Source organism: Dendrosporobacter quercicolus, from assembly GCF_900104455.1.
Classification (GTDB): Bacteria; Bacillota; Negativicutes; order DSM-1736; family Dendrosporobacteraceae; genus Dendrosporobacter; species Dendrosporobacter quercicolus.
Map to the genome: position 1 here is coordinate 1 of NZ_FNHB01000009.1, position 12,609 is coordinate 12,609.

General features: G+C 51.1%; 11 protein-coding genes. 6 read left to right on the forward strand and 5 right to left on the reverse strand.

Annotated features, from left to right (window positions below; translation table 11 throughout):
* The first annotated feature begins 1,656 nt into the window (after window positions 1-1,656).
* From BLR06_RS20390 to BLR06_RS14770, 5 genes are all read left to right on the forward strand, one after another.
* Window positions 1,657-1,704 (forward strand): hypothetical protein, encoded by a 48-nt coding sequence (locus BLR06_RS20390; RefSeq protein ID WP_376742013.1) that lies wholly within the window; start codon window positions 1,657-1,659, stop codon window positions 1,702-1,704.
* 471 nt (window positions 1,705-2,175) lie between these two features.
* On the forward strand, window positions 2,176-2,391 hold the full coding sequence (locus BLR06_RS14760; protein ID WP_092074372.1) for a SymE family type I addiction module toxin: 216 nt from the start codon (window positions 2,176-2,178) through the stop codon (window positions 2,389-2,391).
* A gap of 2 nt (window positions 2,392-2,393) precedes the next feature.
* The gene (locus BLR06_RS19595; RefSeq protein ID WP_173813076.1) at window positions 2,394-2,561 is read left to right on the forward strand and encodes a hypothetical protein; all 168 of its coding nucleotides are present in this window, start codon (window positions 2,394-2,396) and stop codon (window positions 2,559-2,561) included.
* Window positions 2,562-2,584: 23 nt separating this feature from the next.
* The gene (locus BLR06_RS19275; protein WP_173813074.1) at window positions 2,585-2,800 is read left to right on the forward strand and encodes a hypothetical protein; all 216 of its coding nucleotides are present in this window, start codon (window positions 2,585-2,587) and stop codon (window positions 2,798-2,800) included.
* Between the two features lie 133 nt (window positions 2,801-2,933).
* The gene (locus tag BLR06_RS14770) at window positions 2,934-3,311 is read left to right on the forward strand and encodes an ArsR/SmtB family transcription factor (RefSeq protein WP_092074374.1); all 378 of its coding nucleotides are present in this window, start codon (window positions 2,934-2,936) and stop codon (window positions 3,309-3,311) included.
* A gap of 120 nt (window positions 3,312-3,431) precedes the next feature.
* On the opposite strand, the gene BLR06_RS14775 is transcribed toward BLR06_RS14770, so the two are convergent.
* The 3 genes from BLR06_RS14775 to BLR06_RS14790 form a co-directional block, all read right to left on the reverse strand.
* On the reverse strand, window positions 3,432-6,098 hold the full coding sequence (locus tag BLR06_RS14775; RefSeq protein WP_092074375.1) for a heavy metal translocating P-type ATPase: 2,667 nt from the start codon (window positions 6,096-6,098) through the stop codon (window positions 3,432-3,434).
* 1,431 nt (window positions 6,099-7,529) lie between these two features.
* Window positions 7,530-7,862, reverse strand: a complete 333-nt coding sequence (locus BLR06_RS14785) for a cupin domain-containing protein (protein WP_092074377.1) — start codon at window positions 7,860-7,862, stop codon at window positions 7,530-7,532.
* A 378-nt stretch (window positions 7,863-8,240) separates the two neighbouring features.
* Window positions 8,241-8,516: a class I SAM-dependent methyltransferase gene (locus tag BLR06_RS14790; RefSeq protein ID WP_092074378.1), complete on the reverse strand. Its 276-nt coding sequence runs from the start codon at window positions 8,514-8,516 to the stop codon at window positions 8,241-8,243.
* Window positions 8,517-9,162: 646 nt separating this feature from the next.
* On the opposite strand from BLR06_RS14790, the gene BLR06_RS14795 reads away from it, so the two are divergent.
* Complete coding sequence (locus BLR06_RS14795; RefSeq protein ID WP_245698167.1) at window positions 9,163-9,564, forward strand: putative ABC transporter permease; 402 nt, start codon at window positions 9,163-9,165, stop codon at window positions 9,562-9,564.
* A 307-nt stretch (window positions 9,565-9,871) separates the two neighbouring features.
* Here the strand turns inward: BLR06_RS14795 and BLR06_RS14805 are convergent, their stop codons facing one another.
* Window positions 9,872-11,461, reverse strand: coding sequence for a hypothetical protein (locus BLR06_RS14805; RefSeq protein WP_092074381.1), 1,590 nt, complete (start codon window positions 11,459-11,461; stop codon window positions 9,872-9,874).
* 129 nt (window positions 11,462-11,590) lie between these two features.
* A complete protein-coding gene (locus BLR06_RS14810; protein ID WP_092074382.1) occupies window positions 11,591-12,493 on the reverse strand; it encodes a LysR family transcriptional regulator in 903 nt (300 codons plus the stop codon).
* Window positions 12,494-12,609 lie beyond the last annotated feature (116 nt).

A 12,609-nucleotide genomic window follows, 5' to 3' on the forward strand; every position in this document is an offset into this window, starting at 1 on the left:
GTGGGCCGCGATTGAAATCCGGGGGGAAGGGAGGACTGCGGGCGCCCTGCGGGAAGGACTACCCCCCAAACCCCCCGCTAAGGAGCGGCCGAACAAATTGGGGGGTACGCGGCCGCGGCAGGGCCCTTCACTCAGCTAAGAGGCAGCAAGACGGCGGCGGCGGCAGACGGCCCGGCTCCGCTGGGACGGGCCCACCCCCCTGACCCCCTCCCGGCGAACAAACGGGAGGGGGAAAGCCGGCGCTGCCACGCTGTCTGCCCATAGCGGCTTACCCTGTGCTGCCGCCAAAGGCGCGCGGCCGCCCAGCGTAAGCCGGTCCTGCTCCCTGGCGTCGGTAAGGAAAGCGCACCGGCCACGGCGGCCAAACCCGCGCCGCCGTGTTCCGTGCGACGGGCCTGCCGGCAGCAAGGGAGCCGCGAACTGCGCGGCGGGAAATAAAAAAGGCCGCCCTCATCCAGTGGAGGCGGCACGCATAGCCAAAATTTTTTTCTTTCTCAGTTTTGGCAAAATATGCTATACTGACGGTACAGGCTGCTCGGGGGACGGTTAGCCCCTTCCTTTTTAGGAAGGGGGTGGTATGATGACGACTTACGAAGCATTGACATTTGCGATTGCATTTGCCACGCTTATGGTATTAGTCATAACCAAAAAGAAATAACCGCCCCTGCTCAAAAGCGGCGGTTATTTCTTAAATAACGCAGTTTTGGGCTAACCGTTTTCCGGTTAGACAGCCTGTGGGGCTGGCGTGCTTGCAACACGTCAGTCCTTTTCTTATATTATACCCATCGGCACAAAAATATGCAAGCATCAGGAAAAAATCCCCACCGGCAGCGTTGGCTTGCAATACCGCTGTCCTCCGTGCACGACCTGCTGGCAGTTGATGAAGTCGGTATATAGTAAAATTTTTTTCTCACATTTGGCAAGATATGCTATACTGACGGTACAGGCTGTTCGGGGGACGGTTAGCCCCTTCCTGTTTAGGAAGGGGGTGGTAGGATGAGTATCTATGAAGCATTGACATTTGCAATTGCATTTGCCACTCTCATGGTACTGGTCACGACCAAAAAGAAATAACCGCCCCTCCCCAAGGTGTGCGGCTATTTCTTAATAGTCTGTAACATACGGGCTAACCGTTTTCCGGTTAGACAGCCTGTGGGGCTGGCGTGCTTGCAACACGTCAGTCCTTTTCTTATATTATACCCATTGATTGCAAAATATGCAAATAAGAAAATCAAATGTCCTTATTTCATTCAAGCTGGATGGTATTATATAGGCTGCGCACGGGACGGTTAGCGACACCCTTGTTAAAAAGGGATGGTGCCTATGGTTGGCATTGACATTTGCGGTTGCATTTGCCACGCTCATGGTATTGGTCACGACCAAAAAGAAATAACCGCCCTGCTCAATACGGATATTTCTTAACACTAACGATTTTGGCTAACCGTTCCGGTTAAACAGCCTGCAGGACTGGTGTGTGTCGAGCACGTCAATCCTATTTTTACTATACCCATGGATTGCAAAATATGCAATCCATGCTCTTTTCTGCTGGAAAAATATGCTATAATTAGCGTAACAGGCTGTCGGGGGAGAACGGTTGGCCACACCCTTTGAAGAAAGGGGGTGGTGGATGTGTCAGCATTTGAGGCAATGTACTTAATGGTCGCATTCGCAACACTTGTTGTGCTCATCATAAAACAGAAATAACCGCCCCTGCCAAAGATGCGGTTATTTCTAAATAATCTCAATCTGGGCTAACCGTTTCCCGGTTAGACAGCCTGTGGGGGCTGGCGTGTGTCGAGCACGTCAGTCCTTTTCTTATATTATACCCATCGGCCCAAGAATATGCAAGCATTCAGGAAAAAATCCCCGTTGGCAGGGCGGATGCTGATTGTGTGCGACTGACGCAGCAGACGATTGAGCCTATTCCTCGTTACTCTTACTGTCAACGGAGAGGCAGGCGTCTTACATACGATGGGAACGCCTTTCTGTTGTAGCCGGTTAGCGACGGCTGCCGAGTACGGGAATGGAGCACACGACGAAGCCAAGCGCATGTGTAGGGATAAACCCTTGCATGCGCTTTTTAATTTCCCCCATCACCGCCATGTTGCCGGCAATCGGGCCCCCTGTTGGCCGGGGGCCCGGTCCGGCGCTGGCTGGCACAGGGGGAAAAATATTATGACGATTATGGGAAAGAGTACCCGCATCCTCACCATCTACTATACCTATCAGAACGGCGCGACCCGGCCATTAATCCGCTTGCAGGGCAAATGGCTGCAGGAGCTTGGCTTTTTACCCGGCGCTAAAATCGAAGTGAAAGAAAACGAGGGCAGCCTGTTCATTAAGACCTGCCCGCTGCCGTCGCCATGCCCGCCGGGGAACGGTAGGCGGTAACGATGCTGACTGTTGAGCAGGTCTGGAAGAAGCTGCAAAGCAGCAGGGTTCTCTGCGGCCGGCTGGTCACCAGCCCGGACGGTTCGGAATGGATACGGGTAGAGCTGACGCGGGCTGCCCTGAAATACTACCAGGCACGGGTGACCTGTTACGGCTTCATCCCGGATTAGAGCTTCGCCGTTTGGGGCGGCAGGTGCGGGGTATGCGGGACTATCTGGCCAGGCGGTGGCAAGTGGAGGCCGCGCTGTGGGTTTGCTACTGGCACGCCCTGGGCCGGGACGACCGTTACAGTGTCCGCTACTGCGCCGGCCACAGCCTGTTGCTGTCGGTGTTCTGGCTGGTCGTGCTGATCGGCGGGTTGATGGCGTTGGGTACGGTCGTAGAGTTTTTACAGGGAGGCTGCCGGTGATGCCGGTGGCTTTTTTCATTAGTCTATTTATTTGGGTAATTTCAATTGCTAGTCTGCGGGCCTGAGAGGCAATCTTGACAGCAAAGATCAGAACCGCTATATTTGATTTAACTATAACATCAGGTGGTGTGTGATGAAAAAACATTCCTGTGAAGCTGATATGTGTGAACAATTGTGTGAACATCCCCAGACTGTCTGTCTGGTCAAAAGTGATATGCTACCGGAAGGGGAAATGCGGCAAATAACGGAGATGTTCCGGCTACTGGGTGATATGACCCGATTTAAAATACTGCAGGCGCTATCCAAACGAGAGCTATGCGTATGTGATATCGCAGCGGTGCTGCAGATGGCGCAGTCGGCCGTCTCGCAACAACTGAGGTTATTGCGTGGCGCTCATTTAGTAAAGTATCGTAAAGAAGGGAAGCTGGCCTGGTATTCACTCAATGATGATCATATCGCCGTTCTGCTGCAGAATGGCATGGAGCATATCCGACGCAGTGAGAATGGCTGACCGAACGGAGACGGTCTTTTAGCCGCACCGAATGCTGGTCTTACCGGAAACTGAGAATAAAAAAGAACTGACGAGGGGGAACGTCAGTCCTTTTTGTATTTACGCATTAATATCCCCGATTTAGTGTATTCTTTGCATAAGCCGCATGCCGTTTAGCGTGACTAGAATGGAGGACCCCATGTCGGCCAGAACGGCCAGCCACAAATCGACATAACCGAAAAAGGTCAATATAACAAAGAGTATTTTAATTAATACGGAGAAACCGATGTTTTGCTTAATGACGGCAACCGTCTTGCGGCTCAGGTTGATGACATAGGCCAGCTTGCCCAGATCATCGGCCATCAAAGCGATATCGGCCGTCTCCAGGGCCGTATCCGAACCGGCTACGCCCATAGCCACGCCGACATTGGCGGCGGCCAGCGCCGGGGCGTCATTGACGCCGTCCCCGACCATGACAACCGTGCCGTACTCTTGGGTCAGCCTTTGCACGGTAGCCACTTTGTCCTGGGGCAATAAATCACTGTAATAGGCATCGAGAGTAAGGGTTTTGGCGATGGAAGAGGCTACCCGACTGTTGTCCCCGGTCAGCATGGCAATGTGTTTCATCCCGGCCTGCCGCAATTTGCGAATGGCGTCTTTGCTGTTGTCGCGCAGGGTATCCGCCACCGCGATCAAGCCCCAGAGGGTCTGGGCAGAGCCAATCAGCATGACCGTTTTTCCCTGCTCCTCTAACTGAACCATGGCAGCTTGCGTTTGCTTCAGGCTCAGGCCCAGTTCTTCAAACAACCGGCGATTGCCGACAAAGACCGTTTGCCCGTTTACATCAGCCTGCGCACCGCGCCCCACTAGAGCCTTGAATTTGGTGGCCGTCTGCAGGGGAAGCGGCTTTGCTTTTTCCACAATGGCTACAGCCAGCGGATGCTCGGACCACTTCTCCACCGCAGCGGCCAGGGACAACAGCTCTTGTTGATTTTTTTCAGCCAGCGGCACTATCTCGGTGACTACCGGGCGGCCATGGGTCAGAGTGCCGGTCTTGTCAAAGGCAATGGCCTGAACGCCGCCCATTTGTTCCAAATAAGCGCCGCCTTTGATGAGTACGCCGTTGCGGGAGGAGTTGCCGATAGCCGATACAATGGACACCGGTGTAGAGATGACCAGGGCGCACGGGCAGGAGATAACCAGCAGCACAAGCCCTTTATAGAACCAGGGCGTAAACGGCTGATGAAACAGCAGCCAAGGCAGGACCATAATGCCGGCGGCAACAAGTAAGACAGCCGGGGTATAGTACTTGGCGAAGATATCGACAAACTGCTGGGACGGCGCTTTCTGGGCCTGGGCTTCTTCCACCAAATGCATGATTTTGGCCAAAGTCGAATTGGCGGCAATCTGGGTGACCTCGATTTCCAAAGCGCCGTGCTCGTTGACCGTTCCGGCATATACCGTATCTCCGGTCGCCTTTTCCACCGGCAGCGATTCGCCGGTAATAGTGGCCTGGTTGACGGCCGACAGACCGCTGTTCACGATGCCATCCATGGCAATCCGTTCGCCCGGCTTGACGATTATAATATCGCCAATCACGATTTCTTCCACCGGTAGCTTCTCTTCCACGCCGTCCCGCCGCACCAGGGCCTCGGGCGGGGCTAATTCCATCAAGGCCCGGATGGATTGACGGGTTTTATCCATGGTATAGGTCTGCAGAGTATTGCCGAAGGAGAATAAAAAGGCAACGGTGGCGCCTTCACTCCACTCGCCAATGGCCGCCGCGCCAATCACGGCCACGGTCATGAGGAAGTTCATATCAAAAGTAAGCGAGCGCAGGCCGTACAGCCCGCTTTTTGCCGCGTTATAGCCACCGATCACGGCGGCGGCTACATACAGAGGAATGAGTACGGTATCGCCGTAGCTCAACCACTCCAGCACTGTGGCCAGACCCAGGATGACGCCGGAAACCAGCGTTGCCTGGGTTCGCCGGTTGGCCCACCACGCCGCTTTGGCTTCCGGCCGGCGCGGGCCGGCCGGAAGGCGTTCGGCTTGATAGCCGGCTTGTTTAACTGCCTGCAGAATGTCGGCAACCGGGGTGGTATGCTCGATCGTCATTTTGCCGGCGGCAAAATTCACTTTGGCTGACACTACGCCCGCTAGGGCGGCAACGCGTTTTTCCAGCTTAGCGGCGCAGTCGCCGCAATCCAGGCCGGCAATCTGAAAGACCGATTGCTGGGGGCTGGCCGGATCGCCGGCTGCAGGTATGAGGGCCGCCTGATAGCCAAAGCTACTGACCGCTTTTTCAATTTGAGCCGGCTGGAGCGCAACTTGATCATAGATGACTTTCAGCTTGGCGGTGGCAAAATTAACGTTGGCCTCCATGACGCCGGTTAGTTTATTGATCCCCTTTTCCAGTTTGGCGGCACAGTCGGCGCAGTCCAGGCCGTCCACCGTAAAAGTGCTGGTCAGAGTGCTAGCCTTAGACGGTGTTGTTTGTGCGCCTACCGGATGAACCGTGTCAGTGCAGCAGTCGCAGGCCGCAAGCGCCGGGGTGGTGGAGACTGCATCCGCACCGGTGCAACACTCGCAAGCCGGCTCAGGCTCAGCCACCGGCCGGACTGGTGGCTCTTCTGAACAACAACTGCAACCCGGTTCAGTAGCGACCGCCGGGCTTGGCGGCGGGCAGCAGTCGAGCGTCGCTGCCGGTTTCGGATCGATGGATGGTTCGGACGCTGGTGAACAACAGCCACTCTGGCAGGCTGTTTTCTTGGGTGGCTTATTTCCTGATAGTTTTTTAAAGGCCATTTGCTTTCACTCCTATCTGTGTTGGATATGGGCAATCGTCTGAACCAGTAACGAGTTTACATGGCTGTCATCCAGGAAATACCAAGCCAGTTTTCCCTATTTTTACCCTGGTTGCATCCGCCAGCAGTTTGAAAATCTGGGCGACTTGCAGCGCTTCCGGTGTCGGGGAGCGCTTCTTTTTTGGCGGCGGCGACAACGTCCCGGTGTTCACAGGATTGCGCGCACAAGCGTCTTGGTACTTCTATAGACAGCATAAGCAGGCCCCTTTTACTTGTTATATTATACATATGAATACATACTCATACGTATAATATATGAAGGTTCACTAAAAAAGTCAAGGGGAAAATAGAATAGGAATAGTTATGTTAGAATGTCCCGCTGCGGTCTTTTCATGGTATAACACCGGTCAAGGCTGCGCTTGCTCCGTTCTCGCCGCGCCCCTATGGGTGACACGGTGTACCGCGCCGGAATGATTGCGTAATAGGAAGTTTACTCCCGCGCTCTTTTTGAGTGACGGCGGCGGGGAACCGCTGACGATGAGCGGGAGGTGCATAGGGTATGTGGGACGAGTTGGTGAGGCGATGGTGGCAGTCTCAGACACGACAGAATGTTTTCTGTCCGAAGACACTTGCCGAGTTGCCCGGATTGCATTTACTAACTAAGCGTCCGGTGGGCGGCTCCCCAAACGGAGCATAAGACGTAAAGTTCACCAGCACCCAGTCGTTACTGTACTATAACAACCGCACAACAACGCAGCGGAAACGGCGTTTTCTAAACGGTCAATGAAGTGGTGTTTCATGGTCGATTGGGGGAGCCGGAAACGATGTATTGAGCCCATAAGGCGATTTTTTCCTGGCCGCTGGATATCCTGTGGGTGTAGACATTGCGAAGCTGGGGAGTGCTGTGGCCAGTCTGGAGCGTTTACTCTGCAATGAAAAATGATTGCTTGGCATTAGTGGACCGGGAAGTCCAGTTTTACCTGAATTATCGTCTATTCTGGCAGTGACGGCAATCTATCCATTGCTTTTTTTCTTTAAATACACAACTTAGTACACTGGGAACCCAGAAGACTTTACCGGGCACAGCCGCTAAGTTTTCTGAAATCCTACACGGAAGAACTGAACCATAGCAGTTAGTTGCTTATATTCATTAAGGAAAGAGTTGTCCTTGTAGATATTTTGAACAATCTCTAATTTTAATTCCGTACTGTACATCTTTTTAAGCATAGAAAAACCCCTTTTATCAGACAGGTTTTTGTCTAATAAAAGGGGTTCATTTCAAAAGCGGCGTTAGTCTTAATAACGCACGAATTGGCCTAACATTTTCCGGTTAGACAGCCTGTGGGGGCTGGCGTGCTACCAACATGTCAGTCTTTTTTTATTATACCCATCGGCACAAGATATGCAAGCGTTCGGAACAAAGGCATCCTGATTATTTTGTGCTATATCGGTCTTTTTGATTAAAAAAAGTTATATCGGCATAACCGGCAAATATTTTACCGGAATGATTAATACCTTTCCCAATAGAGTAACTATCTCCTTTGGTATAAGTGTTTTTCACACCATCGATAATTAACTCTATCTTACCTTCGAGTACTACTCCCCATTGACTTTCATGAGAATGTTCAGGAATGTCTATATCTTCATCAAATTGCATGAAAATAATTTGATGCTTTTCCCCTTGAGAAATGTATGCTTGATAATTTGCAAAGGGTAAATCTGCTTTAGGAAGGTTGGTAATCAGTTCAGGAAATAAATTAGCCATTTTTATCCTCCTTTATCACTGGCAGCGTTTGTTAAATCATACGCAAACGTGCCGTCCATCGAGCCGCCTATTCGGCTAAGGCAAGGAACCTTGGTATTTGTGTCCGGGGAAAAATCCCTGCCGGCAGGGCGGGTGCTGATTGTGTGCGACTTGACGCAGCAAACGATGGAGCCTATTCCTCTAGTCTTTACTGTCAATGGGGAGGCAGGCGTCTTACATACGATGGGAACGCCTTTCTGTATGTCAGTTACGATGGCTGCTGGGTTCGGGAATTGAGCACACGACGAATCCAAGCGCATGTGTAGGGATAAAGTTGACTTTTCAAATCGCCTTGGTGGTGTAGTTTTTCCCACTTGCTATTGGCTGTAATTGAACTATTTAACGCTTATACGCCACAAAGCCGTAATGATAAGGCGGCAAATCAATTACTTCTTCTTTTTCCAGCTGGAAACCTGCCTGTAATGCCCAGTTTATCATTTCTTCCGGTTTCGGGCGGATGTCCATGCCAGGTCCCCGCGGCGTCTTGGGATCATAGGTCCAATGGATAAGGCCTGCCCGGCCACCAGCTCTCAGAATGCGATATGCTTCAGTCAGTATTTGATTTGGGTCAATATGATGCAAAAATGTTGAATAGCATGACATAGTCAATTGCATTGGCTGCTACCCCTGTCCCATCGGCAATAAAGTCCTGCTTAACAGTAGATTATGTGAACGAGGGAGGCCGTAAGAGCACACGGCTGGCGGAACCGGAAGAACTAACATTTAATGCTGGGATCTGACAGACTTCTGCCGCCAGCGTCAGGAACATAGAACTTTTCCGGATTTCAAAACTGAAAAAATTGGAAGTGGCTGCGGAAACATTCGAGAGAAAAACATTGCCAGGACCGGCGGAAGCTGAAGAAACGAACGCTGCGCAACAGCCGTTAATTGGTGCGGAACCTTCGCTGCAAAGTTCAAGTGCTAAGCCGGCTTTATGATTATTTTGATGACATCGGTGGTATTTAAGATGCCGTTATACCCAATCGCTTCTTAATTTTAGCCGGAATTGTTGCCATTATGGCGTTTATGCCTGATTTACGCTTTTCCTTGTATATTGCTCCCGCGTGGCTGTTGTGCCTGTATATCGGTTACAAACTAAAAGCATCCAGCTAATCGCAATCCGCGGCAAAAGCGAGGATGTCGCTCTGTCCGCGGGCGGCTGCCCGGCGCTGCTAAAGCGTCAGGCCGGCAAATCGGCAAAAGGGAATCCTCGACAGTGAATAAATACGGCTGATCAGTTTACACTATTCCTATGAGACGCGTGATTATATACGGATTGATAGGCTGGTGTCTGGAAATTGTCTGGACGGGATTAGGATCGTTGCTGAGCGGAGATATCCGGCTGACGGCGCAGACGTATTTGTGGATGTTTCCTATCTATGGGCTGGCGGCGGTATTGTTTGAGCCGTTGCATGATGCAATCAGGCTTTGGCCGCTAGGGGCCCGCGGGGGCGTTTGGATGCTGCTCTGCTTTACTGTAGAGTATCTCAGCGGCTGGATGCTGCGCAGCGCAATTGGCGCCGCCCCCTGGGATTATTCCGCTGCTGTCTTTCATATTCATGGCTTGATTCGTCTGGATTATGCGCCGGCCTGGTTTGGTGCGGGCCTGTTGTTCGAACGGCTGCATGATTGGCTGGACAGCAACCGGATATACCGGTCATGAAAAAACGCGCAAAGAAAAACTTTCCTCTATGTATTATGAAAGTAAAATTGTGGAGATTCTGGCCCTCATCGGCGCAATATCCATGATGAGTACTCTTGGAAAAGGCGCCCGGAATCGATCAACTGGCGGTCATTGGTGGAATGAGCGTTCCCAAACGGTATCGCTGCTTTAAAGAACAATACAAGATAACCATTCGGACTATGTGCGCCGCCAGCCTGGCTGTTTACAGAGCCGACGGTCTTTTTGTTCTTTGCAAAAGGCCTGGACGAACTGCTCGTCCAGGCCTTAAGACAAAGGGTATGCTCGCTTAGTTCATTGGCGTCAGTTTACCGCCGTCCTGCAGAATATAGGTTTGGCCGGCCAGCCAGTCGTTGCTGCTGTCCTTGGCGTCATAGTAGATGGTAAAGCCATTGTCCCTAATATTCGACAGGGTTTGATCTTCATTGCTCAGACTGGTGATGTACGAAGTACCGGTCACCTGCCAGTTGCTGCTGCTGTCCAGGCTTAACGCCGCTTTCCGGGCGGTATTGTCCTGATTGACGGCCCCGTTCAGCGTAGTATGATTGTTCAGCAGTACCTTTACTGTACTGCTGTTGTCGCAGATAATATTTCCTTTCAGAATCTGCCTGTTTCCGCTGAGCTCAACACCTGCTCCGTTTTGCCCCGCTGTACCCCAGTTGCCTGCCCCTGCTTCCAGCAATATTCCTGATTGACTGGTTAAATCGGCTCCGGTCAGGCTGATTGTTGCTTCAGTATTGGTAATATAGAATAACGGGCCGCTGTGCGCTGTCAGTGAACCGCCTTCCATTGTGAAGTGGGCAAGGCCCACCTCGGCGTCACCTGAGAAGCTCTGGTACATCATGACTCCGCGCTTTTTTGCTCCCGACAGCGTGGTGTTTTGCAGGGTAATCGAGTTTTTTCCCTCTACCACCGCCGCTTCCGAGCCGGTTGCGGTAAGCGCAGCACCGGTTACGGTAATGTCTCCGGTCGAATAGATGCCGGGAGAGTCAATGCCGGTTGTGCGCATTGTCCCGCCGGTCACTGTGACTGTGCCATTGCCGCGGTCGGTGGCGATCGCCGCACTGTGGGTTCCGGCAGTGCTGATTTCAACATGATCAGCAGTTACCGTGCCTTTTAAGGTAGCATCCAGTCCGCGGGAGGAGTCGGCTGTTGTTTCAATTTTAACCTTGTCCACATGGATGACGGAGCCAAAGCCGGTGGCAAAGACGGCATTGGCTCCGTTGCCGCTGGTACGAATGGTGCTGTCGGCGATCTTTATTGTACTGAAGGACTCAGCCAGCACCGCGGCGTTCAGTCCGTAAAAGTTGCTGTCATCATCCGAGGAAGAGGAACCGCTGGTAGTTATTGCCGATTTGCTTAAGGTCAGGCTGCCCCCGTTTGATACCTTAACCGCCGATTGGTTGTCTTTGGCCGCTATGATGGTCTGACCGGTCTTTACCGCAGTTTTGCCGTTCTGGGTATAAACAGCGCTTGCCGTTGTTATACTGCCGCCGTTAGCAGGCGGCCCCTGGAAGCCACTTTGCTCAAGCGCCTTTTTGATTTTTGAGGCTTGCTCCTTGGTAATCACATGGTCGCTGACCAACAGGGACAATACCTTCTTTACCGGCGAAGCGGCTTCTGGTTTATTGAAATACTCCAATACCCTGACTGCCTGGTCCCGGGAAATGACATTATCGATGACTAAGATTCCCAGCGCCGCCTTTAGGCGCTCCTGCGGCTGGACCGGCTTACCCTGCGGCGGAGCTGACTGACCCTGGGGCGGAAGATTGCCGAGTCCCGGCGGTCCAAAGCCGCCCTGCGCCGAAGCGCCTGTTGAACCGCCAAGTGCAACCAGACAAATCAAAATGACTTTCAAAAGCTTGCTTATCGCAACCATCCTCCTTTTTCCTGCGATTCATTGCGGTTTCATTATATACTTTGATCTTTGGAAAAATGTTGGAATGGAGAATAAGCGATAGCAGCAGACGGTTTCAGGGGGAGGAGAACAGTATGAAAGAACTTCTTGTCATACCTGTATATCTTGCGGATAAAGAAATTCGTCAATGGCTTTTGGCAGATACTTTTTTTTCAAGTACCCCAAACAAAAAGTTTGTTGAATTCGGGTGTTTTTAATTTTGAAATAGGCAATTTTATCTTTTTTAGGATCATTACGTGTAATAATATCCATTATAAATGTTACGCCATATCCTTCAGCAACTAACGCATGCGCAGTATCCAGGTTAGAAACTTCAAGAGAAATTTTGGGAGAAAAGCCGGCGGCTTTACAGGCTGTAAGAATTGTTTCACGCAGCTTCCTTCCTTGTGGCAAAAGGATAAAATCTTCATTTTTTAACTCTGTTAAATCGATTTCGGGATAATTGCTTCCGGTTTGCGAATGTTTTTTGGCCAGGGGATGGCTTAGCGGCATGGCAATCAGCACGTTCATAGTAAAAATAGGTTTATATTCAATGCTGGGATTATCAAGGGGGATGATAATGGCGAAATCCACCATGTTTTTAAGCAGCATTGTTTCCAGTTGATTTAAACCGGCCACTTTAAGAATAATTGATATACCGGGATACTTTTTGTAAAAACGGGGTAAAACCAATGGCAGATAAGACCGTTCGGCAAGGTGGGTCACGCCGATGGTAAAAGAACCATGCTTAAAGTTGGCAACATCCTGAATTTGCTGCTGCAGCTCTCTGTCCAACTGAAATATTTTATTAGCTGTGTTTACAAATAGCTCACCGGCAAGAGTCGGCTTTAAAGGAATAGTGGAACGATCAAATAAGGGAATGCCAAGACGCTCCTCAAGTTTGGCCAAAGAATGGCTCAGTGTTGACTGAGACACAAACAGTTTATTGGCGGCGTTGGTTATGCTTCGTTCTTCCGCTATGGTTACCACATAGTGCAATTCTTTGCTGTTCATATTCTCCCCCCATAAAAATTAAGCTCCTAAAATCAAGTTATGATATGAATTAATATCATAATATATATGACATTATAACATTTGACACCATAACTAGAAAGGAATATACTAAAACA